14 protein-coding genes are annotated in these 15,809 nt (G+C 44.2%); 3 read left to right on the top strand and 11 right to left on the bottom strand.

From position 1 onward, the window contains the following. Nucleotides 1-8 precede the first annotated feature (8 nt). Together WKT01_RS09755 and WKT01_RS09750 are read right to left on the bottom strand one after the other, a co-directional pair. Entirely contained in the window at nucleotides 9-791 is a 783-nt protein-coding gene (locus WKT01_RS09755) for a ZIP family metal transporter (protein WP_059068835.1), read from the bottom strand. An 84-nt stretch (nucleotides 792-875) separates the two neighbouring features. Continuing rightward, entirely contained in the window at nucleotides 876-1,463 is a 588-nt protein-coding gene (locus WKT01_RS09750) for a DUF3793 family protein (RefSeq protein WP_340312227.1), read from the bottom strand. 231 nt (nucleotides 1,464-1,694) lie between these two features. Here WKT01_RS09750 and WKT01_RS09745 point away from each other — a divergent pair, with 231 nt between their 5' ends. Further along, nucleotides 1,695-2,117, top strand: coding sequence for a hypothetical protein (locus WKT01_RS09745; protein ID WP_117974816.1), 423 nt, complete (start codon nucleotides 1,695-1,697; stop codon nucleotides 2,115-2,117). A gap of 93 nt (nucleotides 2,118-2,210) precedes the next feature. Here the strand turns inward: WKT01_RS09745 and WKT01_RS09740 are convergent, their stop codons facing one another. The 4 genes from WKT01_RS09740 to WKT01_RS09725 form a co-directional block, all read right to left on the bottom strand. Next, nucleotides 2,211-3,857 (bottom strand): CvpA family protein, encoded by a 1,647-nt coding sequence (locus tag WKT01_RS09740; RefSeq protein ID WP_340312224.1) that lies wholly within the window; start codon nucleotides 3,855-3,857, stop codon nucleotides 2,211-2,213. A gap of 60 nt (nucleotides 3,858-3,917) precedes the next feature. Then, nucleotides 3,918-5,363, bottom strand: a complete 1,446-nt coding sequence (locus WKT01_RS09735) for a TrkH family potassium uptake protein (RefSeq protein WP_340312222.1) — start codon at nucleotides 5,361-5,363, stop codon at nucleotides 3,918-3,920. A 9-nt stretch (nucleotides 5,364-5,372) separates the two neighbouring features. Beyond that, on the bottom strand, nucleotides 5,373-6,731 hold the full coding sequence (gene trkA, locus WKT01_RS09730; protein WP_340312220.1) for a Trk system potassium transporter TrkA: 1,359 nt from the start codon (nucleotides 6,729-6,731) through the stop codon (nucleotides 5,373-5,375). 160 nt (nucleotides 6,732-6,891) lie between these two features. Further along, nucleotides 6,892-8,967: an elongation factor G gene (locus tag WKT01_RS09725; protein WP_059068826.1), complete on the bottom strand. Its 2,076-nt coding sequence runs from the start codon at nucleotides 8,965-8,967 to the stop codon at nucleotides 6,892-6,894. A 230-nt stretch (nucleotides 8,968-9,197) separates the two neighbouring features. Between WKT01_RS09725 and WKT01_RS09720 the strand changes: the two genes are divergently transcribed. Both WKT01_RS09720 and aroA read left to right on the top strand, forming a co-directional pair. Then, the gene (locus WKT01_RS09720) at nucleotides 9,198-10,307 is read left to right on the top strand and encodes a prephenate dehydrogenase/arogenate dehydrogenase family protein (RefSeq protein ID WP_445299692.1); all 1,110 of its coding nucleotides are present in this window, start codon (nucleotides 9,198-9,200) and stop codon (nucleotides 10,305-10,307) included. 34 nt (nucleotides 10,308-10,341) lie between these two features. Next, nucleotides 10,342-11,634 (top strand): 3-phosphoshikimate 1-carboxyvinyltransferase, encoded by a 1,293-nt coding sequence (gene aroA / locus WKT01_RS09715; protein ID WP_340312228.1) that lies wholly within the window; start codon nucleotides 10,342-10,344, stop codon nucleotides 11,632-11,634. Between the two features lie 17 nt (nucleotides 11,635-11,651). Here the strand turns inward: aroA and folK are convergent, their stop codons facing one another. From folK to WKT01_RS09690, 5 genes are read right to left on the bottom strand one after another with little or no spacing between them, the layout of a single operon-like run. Further along, complete coding sequence (folK, locus tag WKT01_RS09710) at nucleotides 11,652-12,464, bottom strand: 2-amino-4-hydroxy-6-hydroxymethyldihydropteridine diphosphokinase (RefSeq protein ID WP_340312216.1); 813 nt, start codon at nucleotides 12,462-12,464, stop codon at nucleotides 11,652-11,654. 22 nt (nucleotides 12,465-12,486) lie between these two features. Beyond that, nucleotides 12,487-13,308, bottom strand: a complete 822-nt coding sequence (gene folP, locus WKT01_RS09705; protein WP_340312214.1) for a dihydropteroate synthase — start codon at nucleotides 13,306-13,308, stop codon at nucleotides 12,487-12,489. Next, on the bottom strand, nucleotides 13,305-13,796 hold the full coding sequence (locus WKT01_RS09700; RefSeq protein WP_059068819.1) for an HD domain-containing protein: 492 nt from the start codon (nucleotides 13,794-13,796) through the stop codon (nucleotides 13,305-13,307). Before WKT01_RS09700 ends, folP begins: the two co-directional genes overlap by 4 nt. A 13-nt stretch (nucleotides 13,797-13,809) precedes the next feature. Then, on the bottom strand, nucleotides 13,810-14,367 hold the full coding sequence (folE, locus tag WKT01_RS09695) for a GTP cyclohydrolase I FolE (protein ID WP_117974808.1): 558 nt from the start codon (nucleotides 14,365-14,367) through the stop codon (nucleotides 13,810-13,812). Next, nucleotides 14,357-15,658, bottom strand: a complete 1,302-nt coding sequence (locus WKT01_RS09690; RefSeq protein ID WP_117974806.1) for a bifunctional folylpolyglutamate synthase/dihydrofolate synthase — start codon at nucleotides 15,656-15,658, stop codon at nucleotides 14,357-14,359. Before WKT01_RS09690 ends, folE begins: the two co-directional genes overlap by 11 nt. Nucleotides 15,659-15,809: the final 151 nt, after the last annotated feature.

Genomic DNA, 15,809 nt, shown 5'->3' with positions numbered 1-15,809 from the left:
CTAAATAGTCAGCCTAACGCTACATCCAAGATCATCATCAAAGCAAAACCGAACGCTACCCCGATCGTACTGATATTGGAATGCTTTCCAATCTGTGCCTCCGGGATCAGTTCTTCTACAACCACATAGATCATAGCGCCCGCGGCAAAAGACAATAGATATGGCAAAAGAGGTACAACCAATCCTGTCAGTAATATAGTGCCAAAAGCCGCTATCGGCTCTACGATCCCGGACAACGCTCCATATGCAAAAGCTCTTCCTTTAGATAGCCCCTGGCTTTTTAAAGGCATGGAGATAATAGCTCCCTCAGGGAAATTCTGGATCGCGATGCCGACTGCCAGAGCAAATGCCCCTGCCATAGTCATCACATTATTCTGAGACAAAACGCCCGCAAATGTAACACCTACCGCCATGCCTTCCGGAATATTGTGAAGAGTCACTGCCAGGACAAGCATCGTTGTTTTTTTTAAATGGGCCGGAACCCCTTCTGGTTTTTCCTCTGTAAAATGCAAATGCGGAGTTAACGTATCCAACAGCAGCAAAAATCCCATTCCAAGTAAAAAACCTCCTGCCGCTGGGATCCAGGCGATCCCGCCCTTTTGTTCTGCCATCTCAATAGACGGAAGCAGCAGTGACCAGACAGATGCCGCAATCATCACTCCCGACGCAAAACCTAGAAGAAGTTTCTGCAGCGCTTCATTCATTCCTTTTCTCATAAAAAAGACCATCGCCGCTCCAAGCGTCGTCCCGGCAAACGGTATAAAAATTCCGATCAGCGTATTTGTATCCATATGCATTCTCTCCCCTTTATTTGTCTTCCATAAAATTTTACCGATGTCTTATCATATGCAAAGAAGAAAGATTTTGTCAATATTCTATTGCGCAATTTCCTGAATACTTTTTCCGATCAAAAATTCATTGACTGCATGATCTTTAGCACGGTCGTATGCATTGAAGGTCGTCTGTGCTTCTGAAATATCCCCATATACCTTCCAATATCCGCTCATCCGATACCGCTGCCCTTCGTTCTCGATAAAACCACTGACATCCTCCGCCGGATATCCCAGGAAAACGCCTATCTCATGAGGAAATCCCATTCCCCGTTCAGAAAAAACACATACTCGTTCAGATAATCTACTTAAACATGGCTCCAGATTCTTGCTATGATAGCCAAACGCTTCCAATAAACTCCGTATATCCGGGCGAATCAAATACTCCTGCAACTCTTTGGCACGAAAAAACAGAATAAGAGATTTCCCCTCCATACTGCAAAGTTTCCGATAGGAAATATCCATTTCCCGAAATATTTCTTCTAACTCTTCGTAGAGAATACTTTCCACCGTGATCACCGATGAAATCTTCAGCCCTTTTAAAAAGGGCGCGCACTGAAGCACAATTTGAAACTTCAGACGAAGTTTCTGATCACTGTTTTTTAAAAAGTAAGATAAGACTTCCGCCGGCATGCTTCCCTCCTATATATTGAGAATAGTTTTCAATTCACCTTATGATAACATACCGTTTTTCCTCTTTCAACGTATATTTTCGATAAACTTTCTCACTATATTCTTTCTTTGATTTTCTGTTATTTTATCCTTTTTTTAGTTGTTCCATGCACTGCTTTAGTGTATAATATTTATAAGATCTTTGAGAGGTGAGAAGTCTCAAAAATACATACATATAAGGAGAGATTCGCCATGGTAAATTTAATAACAGGCCCTAGAGGCAGCGGAAAAACACAACAAATGATAAACCTTGCCAACGAAAAGGTAAAGACATCCAACGGAAATGTAGTTTTAATTAAAAAAAGCCACAAGGATACGTATACTGTAGATTTTAATATCCGTGCGATCCGTATGGCTGATTATAAGGATATTCTGACTTTGGAGGAATTTGTAGGGTTCCTTTACGGCATGGTAGCCGGCAACCATGATATTGAAGCAATTTTTATTGACAGTGTTCTTAAACAGGCAAACATTACATTAGAAAGCCTTCCTGCTTTTCTTCAAAAGCTAAGCAAAATCTCCAACGAAAATAATATTGAGTTCTATCTGAGTATCAGCGCAGATAAGAATGAAATTCCAGAAATAGATTCTCCTGATTATACTGTATTAAATTAGGTCTTTTATCTTCATACAAAAAACAGCAGAGATGTCTCCCTGCTGTTTTTTGTATCCTTATTTTCTAAAATTTTCCTGTTTTCTTCCGGACTATCATTCTTCATCCCTTACCCTGTCCTCGATCTGCTTGACTGCCTCTTTTCCATTCAAGGACAAAACTGTATTGCTCGGTTCTCCTTCTTTATACTCTACCGTCACCTCGTCTCCTTCATTGAATTTGATGATATCAATGAAATCCACGACCGGTATATCAAAGATGTCTTCCGAACCTTCCAGCATAATATAATAATGTGAGTTTCCTTCAATAACACTCTGTGCTATCTTCGTGATCTTTCCAGAAACAGTCAGTATATCTCTCGTGTCTTCCTCTGTCTGCTTAATGCCATTTTCATACATAAGTGTCGTGTAGTTATCTTCACACGCACTGACCGTATCCCCGATCGCTACGATCTGGTATTTCTGCACGTTCACCATCGCATATTTTTTCACCAGACCTGCATCATCCTTCAAAGCAATAAAATATGTGGGTTCCCCGGAAATATTAAGCAAGAGCGGGAAAGCAGCCTTATATTTCAGATTCTGTACCTGACCTTCCGCGGACGACATCGCCGATGACTCTGTCGCTCCCTCTACTTCGTAGAACTTTGTTTCCATAGTACGCTGGTTCATCAGTACAAATCCTACATTAGACTGATCTCCTGTGATAGAAGTTACCCCGGTATATACCCAGACATCATCATTGATCGCCAGATAATTATAGCCGTCTGTCGTGTGAAGACAATCTTTCTGTCCTAATATACTGTTAAAAAACCCATGCTTTAACGTTCCATAATAATCATACAATTCCACCAGCAGATCAGCAGAGTATGCCCGGTCTATCCATTCCGGTGCATCTTCTATACTATAATCTTCTGTCTCTCCGGTGACCGCATTGCACAGCACGACTCTTCCGATCGTTTCTCCGCCAAACAGGCCAATATTAAATTTTTTCACCGGACATATCCAATACGGAACCCCTGAATCATCAATCTCAAAACTAAGATCGTTAAAAATATATGTCGGATATTTAAAACGCAGATGTCGGTAAATATTTCGGTTGAAATGATCGCTTTCCGTATATTTCATGCCCTCGTCCAATTTTACCAACTCTGTGTTCTGTGTCGCCATGTCTATCTTGATATACGCCGGAATCCCTTCGCTCTGGTTTGTCAGCCATTTGATGATGTTGGCATACCGCAAAGGAGATACCCGCACAGGCTGGTTCTGGTAGTTGATCTGACTGTACAGTTCATCTACCTCAAACTGGGAGACCATATCTACCATACTTCCCATCTTCCTGTTCCCTAAGATTGCCGCCGAATCCTTATCCAAAAGTGGAATCTGGTCAAATGAAAGTTCCTCGATGTCTTTTGAAAACTCTCCGTTATCCACAGACATCAGTTTTTGATATTTTCTGGCGTTGACGATCGGAGAAGACAAAAGTGTTCCTGCAAGATAGACGATCACAACAGCCGCTAATATCCCCAGAATAACCTTCAGCCCTTTAGAAGTTTTTAACTCGTATCTGTTTAACCTCTTTTTCCTCACATAATATACTGCCGCCAAAACAAGGAGCATAATGAGAAATATCCAAAATCCCGTAGAATGGATATTAATCGCAGGCAGAGCCACGTAATAATAAATTCCCGCCAAAAGCAGGACTGCAATCACTGCCATAATCTTTGTCTTAAAATTTTTCATCTTTTCCTCCTAAAATGAAATAACAAAATTGTCTCGTTCCCTCTTTATCTTCGCTGTACATTAAAATTTCCTTCTCCACAGATCTGGTGAAAAGATAATCAGATAAGGAATAATTTCCAGACGTCCAACCAGCATATCTATGCAAAAAACAATCTTGGACAAAGGGGAGAACATATGGAAATTCTCAATCGGCCCTACCTGCGCGATACCCGGTCCCACATTGTTTACCGTTGTCAGTACTCCGCTGAAGGAAGTCGCAAAGTCAAAATTATCAATAGATACAAGAAGTATGGATCCTATAATGACCAGTATGTATGCAATAAAGTAAAGATATACACCCTGCATTGTATCCCGACCTACTTTTTTCCCATTCACCCGCACGATCGTCACAGATTTCGGATGCAGTATCCTTCTTATCTCCTGCCGGATTGTCTTTAACAAGATCAGCAGTCTTGAAACTTTGATCCCGCCGCCTGTGCTCCCTGCGCACGCTCCCACGACCATCAAGGCAAGCAAGATAGCCTTGGACAATTCCGGCCACAGATCATAATTTGCCGTACAAAAACCGGTTGTCGTAATAATGGAGGCCACTTGGAAAGAGGCATAGCGGAAAGCCTCTGCCACGCCTTCATACATATGAGAAATATTGATCGTGATCACAGCAACAGAAGCCGCGATGATCCCAAGATATGTCCGCAGTTCTTCATTTTTCAACGCACTTTTCCATTTTTTTAACCGGATCAGAAAATATAAATTAAAATTAACTCCGAATAAAATCATAAAAACCGTGATCACACCGTCAATATACGCGCTGTCATAATAGGCCACGCTTGCGTTTCTGTTGGAGAAGCCTCCCGTTCCCGCAGTACTAAAAGCATGAAGCAATGCATCATAAAAACTCATCCCGCCGAGCATGAGCATGATCACTTCTGCAACAGTCAGCACAAAATACATTGCGTATAGGATCTTCGCCGAATGCCTCGCCCTGGGCACCAGCTTATCTGCCTCCGGTCCCGGAACTTCTGCACGCATCAAATGCATAGAGTGATCATCTTCCAAGGTCGTCAGCATCATGACGAACACGAGCACGCCCATCCCGCCTATCCAATGCGTCAGACTTCGCCAAAAAGCAATCCCTTTAGGCAGTATTTCAATATCTGTCAGTATTGTAGATCCTGTTGTCGTAAAACCGGAAACTGTCTCAAAAAACGCATCCAGATAATTGGGGATGCTTCCGGAAAGAAAAAACGGCAGTGCACCGAATAAAGACCACAGTACCCATGCAATCCCGACGATCACAAATCCTTCCTTTCCGTATATCGTCTTTTCCTGCGGAGCCTTTTTCCCGAAGAGGAAAAAAAGAAGCCCTAATACTACACTGACGATTAAAAAAGACAGAGAACTTTCCTCCCCATATAAGAAAGAAACCAGCGCTGGAATCAAAAGTACTGCTCCTTCTACCCCCAGCATTTTCCCTAAAATATATAATATCATCCTCTTATTCATGAGCCGCACCTACATCAAAATATCCCGAATATCCTGGATCTGTTTTTCCATGGTCACAACGATCACACTGTCTCCCACCTGGATACAGTCCTCGCCATTCGGAATAATGATTTTTCGCTTTCTCGCAATACATGCGATCAGATTATTGGATTTCAATGGCAATTCTTTTAACGGAACTCCGGTATATTCTGTCTCTGATTTTACAATAAATTCCAGTGCCTCTATCTTATCATCTACAAGCTGATAGAGCGTTTCCACATTTACACTTCCCTGTGAATTTCTCCTTGCCCGTACATAACTAAGTATAGCATCTGCTGTCACGGTTTTTGCCGATACAATGCTGTCCAGGCCAAAGTCCTCTATCATCTTTGCTCTCCGATCCTCATTGATCTTAACAATGATCTTATCTACTCCCTGTCCTTTGGCAAATAGAGACATGATGATATTTTCCTCATCCATACCTGTCAGCGCGATAAAAGCGTCTGCTTCTCCTATGCCTTCCTCTATCAGCAGATCATGATCTGAAGCATCACCGTTGATGATCGTCGCCTTTGGCAAGAGCTCACTTAATTTCTCACACTTTTCTTCTACTTTCTCGATAATCTTAACCTGCATGCCGATAGAAAGCAGCTGGACGGCAAGATAATAGCTGACCCTTCCTCCGCCGCAGAGGATTACTTTCCTGATTTTTTGTTTATGGTATCCTGCAAGCTTAAAGAACTGCTCGATCTCTTTATGTGATGCGGCAATGTGTATTCTGTCCCCTTCTTCCAATATATAATCTCCCGACGGGATAAAAACCTCTCCGCCCCTTTCTACCGCGCATACCAGAAGCTTGATCTGCGATCTCGTATACATCTGGGCAAGAGACATTCCGATCAAAGGACTCTTTTTTGCCAACACATACTCTATAAGTTCCACCCGTCCTTTTACAAATGTCTCTATCTTACTTGCATCCGGGAAAAGCAAAAGCCTGGAGATTTCTCCTGCCATGGTAAGTTCCGGATTGACTACCATACTTAAATGCAGATCTTCCTTCAAAATATCGATCTGCTGATAATACATTGGATTTCTTACTCTCGCGATCGTGTGCCTGGCTCCAAGCCGTTTTGCGATCAAACAACTCAGCATATTGCATTCATCTGTTGAAGTACATGCGATAACCAGATCTGCATGGGGAACGTCTGCTTCTTTCTGAACAGCAACGCTGCCCCCATCTCCGGTCACACAAAAAATATCCAGACGGTCTATTGCTGCCTTTAGTTTTTTCTCATTACTGTCAATCATGACAATGTCATACTGTTCGGCGGAAAGCGCCCGGGCAAGCTTATATCCTACTTTGCCGTCCCCGATAATTACTATTTTCATTTGTCTTTTCCTCGATTTTCCTTCTCATTTTTCCTTTTTGCCAACGGCAGACAAATTATAGCACTTTTATGTATAAACTACAATGCTTTTAGCACTTTCTTTATTCTCACTTTATATACATTGTGGGAGGAGGGCATTGCCCATCCTCCCACATATTTTTCTATTCTCCTGACTCTCTCGCCGCGATTTCTTTTTCCTGTACATCTGACGGTGCCTGTTCATATCTTGCAAAGTCATATTCATAAGTTCCTCTGCCGCCGGTCATGGAACGCAGCGTCGTGCAGTATCCAAACAATCCGGTCATTGGAATATCTGCTTCTATCACCTGCTTGCCGCCTGCGATCGGATTCATGCCCAGCACACGTCCACGCCGCTTGTTTAAGTCTCCCATCACATCTCCTGTATAATCATCCGGCACAGTCACTTTCAGAGACGCGATCGGTTCCATCAGTACCGGTCCTGCCTCCATAAATCCTTTTTTGAATGCCTGGCTCGTCGCTGTCTTGAACGCCATCTCAGAAGAATCTACCGGGTGATAAGAGCCGTCATAGAGGATTGCTTTCACGCCGACTACCGGATACCCTGCAAGAGGACCTTTCAATACCGAATCCTGGAGTCCTTTTTCCACTGCCGGGAAGTAGTTTTTCGGCACAGCTCCTCCGACTACACATTCCTCAAATACAAACGGCTTTTCTAGATCTCCGGAAGGTTCAAATTTCATCTTCACATGTCCATACTGTCCATGCCCACCGGTCTGCTTTTTATATTTCATATCTACATCGGATTTTTTGCGTATCGTCTCTCTAAAAGCAACTTTCGGCGTCTCCAGTGTAATCTCCACCTTATACCTGGCCGCGAGTTTGCTCGCCGCAATCTCCAAATGCTGTTCGCCCATTCCATACAGCAGTGTCTGCCTGTTCTCGCTGTCATTGACCGCTTTCAGAGTCACATCTTCTGCGGTCATCTTTGCAAGTGCCTGCGACACTTTATCTTCATCGCCTTTATTCTTCACACGATACCGCATGTATGTATATGGTACCGAATATTCTGTCTTGGCGTAGGTGACCGTCGTTCCTTTTGTGGAAAGTGTGTCACCTGTACGGGTGTTGGTCAGCTTCGCGATCGCTCCGATATCTCCTGCAAACAACTCCGATACCTCAGACGGTTTGTTCCCGCACATTGTATAGAGTTTGCCGGGCTTTTCCTCTGCCTCTGCATCCGCATTGTATAAGACATCATCTCCTTTTAATACGCCCGAACAAACTTTTACGAATGAATATTTTCCGATAAACGGATCTACCATTGTCTTAAATACGTATGCTGTCTTTGCTTTTGCAAAGTCATAATTTGCTTCAAAAATATCATTGGTCGTCCTATTGATACCGGCACAGGTGCGCTTATCCGGACTTGGGAAAAATCTTACAATATCAGAGAGCAGATTTGCCACCCCCTGCGCCTGCAGATTCGATCCCATTGCCACAGGAACGATATCTCCGTCCATAACCTCTGTACGCATCGCCGAACGTATCTCCTCAACCGAGAATTCTTCCCCGTTAAAATATCTTTCCATAAATTCTTCACTTGTCTCTGCCACAGATTCCATAAGCGCGTCTCTTAAGATCTGAAGGTTGGGCAGACAGTACTCCGGAATCTCGCATTCTTCTCGCTGTCCCACGCCTGTATAGCGGCGGCCTGCATTTTTAATGACATTGATATATCCGACCAATTTTTCATTTTCACGGATCGGCTGGAAATGTGGTGCTATCTTCTTTCCATACCGTGCGGTCAGATCTTCGACTACCTGCCGAAAACTTGCGTCATCTACGTCCATCTCTGTCACATAGATCATGCGCGGAAGATTGTATTTGTCACATAGTTCCCATGCCTTTTCTGTGCCTACCTGTACACCGGCCTTACCCGACACTACTATAACCGCTGCGTCCGCCGCACTAACTGCTTCTTCTACTTCACCGACAAAATCAAAATACCCCGGTGTATCCAGAATATTGATCTTTGCCTTTTCCCATTCTATTGGAACCAGGCTGGTACTGATCGAGAAACCGCGCTTCTGTTCTTCTTTGTCAAAATCACCGACTGTATTTGCGTCTGCGATCTTTCCCATGCGTGTAGATGCCCCCGATACATACAACATCGCTTCTACAAGACTTGTCTTTCCGCTCCCGCCATGTCCGAGCAATACTACGTTTCTAATCTCGTCTGTTCTGTAAACCTTCATGCTGCTGCCTCCTTGTGTGTAGTTTTCTATGTGCACAGCTCGTCACGTTCTCTCTGCGCGCATATATCATATGTGTATATTGTACTAAAACTCAACAATAATTACAACTATTTTATTAAGTTTTAACAACTATTCCACATTTTTTTCTGACACGCATCTTCCATTTTACTTTTATAATGCAAAGTGATAAAATATTGGACATGAGTTATACCTTAGAAAGGACTATGAGCATGCATACAACTATCTCACTTAAAAAAATTGGTTTTATCGGTCTTGGGCTGATCGGCGGTTCTATTGCCAAAGCAATACGGCTATACTATCCGGACTGTGAGCTGATCGCATTTGATAAAAATAAAGAAACTCTTGCTCTTGCAATCGCAGAAGGAACGATCCACACCTCCTGTTCTTCTATAGACGACAATTTCAAACACTGTGACTATATTTTTCTGTGCGCTCCGATTTCTTATAATACAGCCTATCTTTCTCAATTAGAAAAATATATGGACAGAAACTGTATACTCACCGATGTAGGCAGTGTCAAAACTTCCATCCACCAGGAAGTCATCGCTCTTGGTATGGAAGAATATTTTATCGGCGGACATCCTATGGCCGGATCGGAAAAAAGTGGTTTTGTCAACTCGAAAGCGCATCTGATCGAAAACGCATATTATATCCTCACGCCATCCGCGAAAGTATCAGAAGAAAAAGTACAGGCATACTGCGCTTTCGTAGAATCTTTAAAGGCGCTCCCGATTTTGTCGGACTATAAAACACACGATCAGATCACCGGCACGATCAGTCATCTGCCGCATATCATTGCTTCCTGCCTTGTCAATTTTGTAAAAGATACTGACACAGAGGAAGAACTTATGAAAATGCTGGCTGCCGGAGGTTTCAAAGACATTACCCGTATTGCCTCCTCCTCCCCGGTCATGTGGCAGCAGATCTGCCTGAAAAACAAGGAAAACATCGCAAAAATACTGGAACAATATATAGAGGAACTAAAACAGGCAAAAACCTGGATTGAAAATGGAGCCGAGCAGAAACTATATACCATGTTTGAATCTTCCAGAGATTACCGGAATTCCGTGCCCAACTCTTCCGCCGGTCCGATCAAAAAGCAATTTGCTCTTTACTGTGATATTGTCGACGAGGCCGGGGGGATTGCCACGATTGCCACGATACTCGCAAGCAACCACATCAGTATCAAAAATATCGGTATCGTCCACAACAGGGAATTCGAAGAAGGTGTTCTGCGCATTGAATTTTATGATGAGGGATCTTCTGAAAATGCCGGACGGCTTCTTAGAAAATATCGATATATCGTCTATGAGATTTAAGGAGAATACATACGAGAAAGGATTGGATAAAAAAATGGAATTATGCAGTATCAATGGCTTAAAAGGAACCATTACCGTACCGGGAGACAAATCTGTGTCTCACCGCTGTATCATGTTTGGTTCCATTGCGAATGGAATAACAGAAGTCAAAAATTTCTTAAAGGGAGCTGACTGCCGCGCCACGATCCAGTGCTTCCGCACACTGGGGATCGAAATCGAAGAAAACGGTTCTTCTGTTCGTATACACGGAAAGGGGCTGCATGGACTTATGCCGCCTACAGATATTTTAGATGTAGGAAACAGCGGCACAACAACCCGACTCTTAGCCGGTATTTTATCCGGACAACCTTTTGATTCCAAACTTTCTGGAGATGCTTCTTTAAATGCCCGCCCTATGAAGCGGATCATGGAACCACTTACGCAAATGGGCGCAAATATCTCCAGTATTTTACGAAACGACTGTGCCCCGCTTTATATCACACCTGGAAAACTTCATGGCATCCACTATTCTTCTCCGGTAGCATCTGCGCAAGTAAAATCTTGTATTCTTCTTGCCGGTCTGTATGCGGACACCGAAACTTCTGTGACAGAACCAAGCCTTTCCCGAAATCATACAGAACTTATGCTCAGAGAATTCGGAGCAGATCTCCATTCCAGCCATGCTCTGGACAGCACACAGGCAACTGTCTCCCTAAAACCAGGCAGAGAACTCTATGGACAGCGCATCCTTGTACCCGGCGATATTTCTTCTGCCGCATATTTTATTGCCGCCGGCCTGTTGGTCCCGGATTCCGAGATCTTGATCCAGAATGTGGGCATCAATCCTACCAGAGCAGGACTTTTAAAGGTCTGCGAAGACATGGGGGCAGACATCACCCTTCTCAATGAACACACCCAGAGCGGCGAACCGATTGCCGATATTCTCGTGCGCACAAGTACTCTGCACGGCACTACCATAGAAGGAGACATCATTCCTACTCTGATCGACGAGATCCCGATCATCGCTGTGATGGCAGCAGCGGCCGAAGGAACCACCATCATCCGTGATGCCGCCGAATTAAAAGTCAAAGAAACGGACCGGATCGAGACGATCACAGATAATCTGCTGGCCATGGGCTGTGCAGTCACCGCCACAGAAGATGGTATAGTGATCCATGGAGGCCGCCCACTAAAAGGCGCTGTCATCCACACACTATTAGATCACAGGATTGCTATGGCATTCAGCATTGCAGCACTGATCGCCAAAGGCAATACACAGATCTTAGACAGTAAATGTGTAGACGTATCCTACCCTCAGTTTTACGACACATTTGAAGAATTACTATAAAACAAAGGGAGCTGGGTTTATCCCAGCTCTTCTAGCATCTCTCTGACTGTCTTCCCATATACTGGATGTCTCTTATACGGCGCGATTTCATGCAAGGGCGCAAGGACAAATTTCCTCTTATGCATCTCTACATGGGGAATACAAAGTGTTTCCTCCTGACAGATCATATCATCATAAAAAATAATATCCAGATCCAGCGTCCGCGGTCCCCAATGGATCACTCTTTCGCGTCCGGCCTCCTGCTCGATCTCATGGAGCCTGGCAAGCAGTTCACCCGGCATGAGCAGTGTCTTCAGTTCCAGACATGCATTTAAGAAATCTTCCTGCTCTGTAAACCCATAAGGAGGCGTTACAAGATAAGAAGACACCTTCTCCACTTTGCATCCTTTCGTTTCTTTCAACTTCCTCACTGCCATATCCAGATACTTCTCTTTCTCTCCCATATTCGATCCAAGCGCGATATAGGCGGTATGCCAGCCTCTTTCGATCTCCACAGATACCGTTTTGAGGGGCAGTCCCACAGGCGCCCATGGCTTTTTTATTTCCAATTTTATCTTTTTTAAAAGCGGCGTATGTAAAAGCAATTCTTCTGCCAGACGCTCTGCCGCGCGTTCGATCAGCTTACACGTATTCTCTTTCATAAAACGATCGATAAACTGGCTGACCTCTCCGTAGTGGATGGAAGCCGTCAGTTCATCTGTCATTCCAGCTTTCCTTGTATCTACATACAATACGGCAGAGACAAGAAACTTCTGTCCGAGCACGTTTTCTTCCGGAAATACTCCATGTCTGGCAAACACTTCCAGATCTTCTATCTTGATTTTGTCCATTCTTTTATTTCCTTTCCCGTTCTTACCGGTCTGTTGTGTGTTCCCTCAACAACGCTTCCGTCATCTGCACCGCCCGTTTATTTTTCTTCACATCATGTACTCGCACAAAGGCGCAGCGTTTTTGTACTCCAAACACAGTCGTCACAAGCGTGCCTTCTTCTCTTTCTTCTGCCGGGAGATCCAGTGTCAGCCCTATCACTGATTTTCTGGATGTCCCTAGTAAGATCGGATACCCGAGATCATGCAGAATCTCCAGACGATGTATGATCTCCAGGTTCATCTCACATGTTTTGGCAAATCCTACTCCTGGATCCAAAATGATCTTATCCTTTTCAATACCGGCTTTCTGTGCCAGTTTTACGCTCTCCTGCAGATCTTCTATAAAATCCTGCAGGAAATTTTTATACTCCATATTTGTACGATTATGCATCAGACAGCAGGGCACCTTATATGCGGCGATCAAAGCCGCCATTTCCTCATCCGCCTTCAGCCCCCATATATCGTTGACCAGATCTGCGCCTGCCTCCAGCGCCGCCTTAGCCACTTTGCTCTTATATGTATCCACAGAAACCGGAATATCGTATTCCTGCCTGATCTTCTCGATCACCGGAACGACACGGTCGATTTCTTCTTCATCTGGGATCCGTGTATGTCCGGGTCTTGTAGATTCTCCGCCTATATCCAGAATATCCGCTCCGTCCGCTATCATCTCTCCTGCGTGAAACAACGCCTTATCCATCTGGTTATATCGTCCCCCGTCAGAAAAAGAATCCGGCGTCACATTCAGGATACCCATGATATATGTCTTGTTCTCTGTATCAAAAAATCTATTCCCTATTTTCACCTTTCTATCTCCTTATTTTTCTTTTCTTCAGACCAACTGCACAGTTTCTCTGCCGGACATGCATAACACATCCGGGATTTCTTGTCACTTTCACAGAGCAGTTTTTCCAACGGCTCCATATTTTCCCTCGCTTTTCTATGTCCCTTGACTGCCGTTACAATCTGCCGTATTTCCTCTTCCGTAAAACACTGCTCATTCGGCAGTGTACGTAAGATTTTCTCCGCAATCTGCGCAGAGGCCACTTCATGAGGTATTCCTTCCTCATACTGACAGCATTTTCCTACATCATGTAAAAGCGAAGCCGCGTAGATCCACTCCTTTTCTAACCCCAGATGTTCCTCCAGATTCTGTATATATGCAATCCGCGCCGTATCCAGCAGATGTTCCAACTGGTGCCTGCAAAAAATCCTGTCAGCTTCCAGTTCCTGCAGCCTTTTATAATATGCCTGGAATACAGGATGTTCCCAGATCGCATTGACTCTTTTCATCTTAGCAGCCCTCCTAACGACTCAGCATCCGGAAAAACTGTTCCTCCAGAGCAGGATCTCGGAGAAATGCTCCTCTACGGGCTAATGTAACTGTCTTGCTTCCCGGTTTTTTGATTCCTCTCATAGTCATGCACATATGCTCTGCTTCCAACAGTACAATTGCTCCTTTCGGATCTATATATTCCATCAGCGCGTCCGCAATCTGACCAGTAAGCTGTTCCTGCAACTGCAGTCTCCTCGCAAACACTTCCACTGTACGTGCCAACTTGCTTAAACCCACGACCTTCCCGTTCGGTATATACGCAATATGCGCCTTTCCATAAAAGGGGAGCAGATGATGTTCGCAGGTCGAATAAAAGGTAATGTCCTTTTCTATTACCATCTCACTACTGTCCACGTGAAAAGTTTTCAAAAGATGTTGTCCTGCATCTTCTTCCATTCCCCCGCATATCTCTCGATACATACGAGCGATCCTGTCCGGTGTCTCCAAAAGACCTTCCCGATTTATATCTTCACCTATTCCTTCCAACAGAAGCCGGATCCCCTGCTTTACCTTCTCCTCATCTATCATCTATTTCTCTCCTTTTTTTCACAATCTCCAAAACTTCGCCCAGATAAGACAGCGAACCGAACACCAGGATCGCATCTTCTTCTCCCGCCTCCGCCATCGCTTTGTCCACCGCATTTTCGATACTTTTTTCCGCCTGCGCCGCCGGGCAATATTTTTCTGCTTCCTCAGCCAGCTTCTCTGCCGAAAGCGATCTCTCTTTATCCGGCAGATCCACCGTATGGACGGATGCCGCGAGAGGGCACATGATCTGTACAATCTTTGCGTATTCCTTATCTTTAAATACTCCCATAATGTAGATCAGCCGTCGCCCCGGCAGATAAGCTGTCACATTTTCATACAGGCGCCGTGCCGCATCTTCATTGTGCGCTCCATCCAGGATCATGAGAGGATGTTCTAAAATGCAGGAAAACCTGCCTGTCCATCTCGTCTTTTCCATTCCCCGATACACACAGTTCGGTGCGATCTCATACCCTTTGTCTTTCAGCACTTCTATAATCTCCAGCGCGGTCACGGCATTCTCCACCTGATTATTTCCTGCCAGACATGTACGTATCCGGGGATACTCTTTATAGGAAAAACAGCTTCCCTTATAGGATCCTTCCAGTATTTCCACTGCGCTCATATCTGCTTCTATAAATGGACACGCTTTTTTATTCGCTTTTTTTTGCAAGATTTCTTTCACTTTTTCCTGCTGTCTTGTCGTAACCACTGTACAGCCTTGCTTTATGATGCCTGCCTTATTTTCTGTGATCGCTTCTACTGTATTTCCCAATATCCCCATATGATCTCTGCTAATAGAAGCAAATACCGCGCACAGCACGTTTTCTATTATATTCGTCGCATCCAGTGCACCGCCAAGCCCTGTTTCTAAAACAACAAGATCACACTTTTCTTCCCGAAAATACAAAAAAGCCATCGCCGTCTCTATCTCGAAAACTGTCGGATGGGGTTTTCCCGCAGCCTTCATTCGGGCAATCGCTTCTTTTATTCTCTGCGTCAGTCCTGCAAAGGACTCCTCTGTTATCATTTTGCCGTCTATCTGGATCCTCTCCAAATAGGAAACCACTGTCGGTGAAACATAGCGCCCGATCCTGTATCCTGCCTCACTTAAAATGGTTGAAGTGTATGCAAGTACAGAACCTTTTCCATTCGTTCCTGCAATATGTATGAACTTTAGATCATTCTGGGGATCGCCAAGCTCACGCAACAGACCTCGGATTGTATCCAAGCCAAGTACACTTCCGTATTTCGACACTTCGTCCAAATATACCCTTGCTTCTTGATAGGTCACGTTCTTTTTTCCTTTCTGTATTCAATCACTGATGTCCATCATACCACTAAATGAGATACCCGGCAAGTATTTCCTCTCACTCTGCCTAAAACTCATCTAAAACCTACAAAAATTCTTAAGAATTTCTTTTCGGTTTCCTAATCTCTTTTCT

Origin of the sequence: Mediterraneibacter sp. ICN-202921 (assembly GCF_037890075.1) — a bacterium.
In the GTDB taxonomy this organism is placed as follows: domain Bacteria; phylum Bacillota; class Clostridia; order Lachnospirales; family Lachnospiraceae; genus Mediterraneibacter; species Mediterraneibacter massiliensis.
Note: the sequence above shows the minus strand (reverse complement) of the source record. Positions and strands in the feature narration are given on the sequence as shown.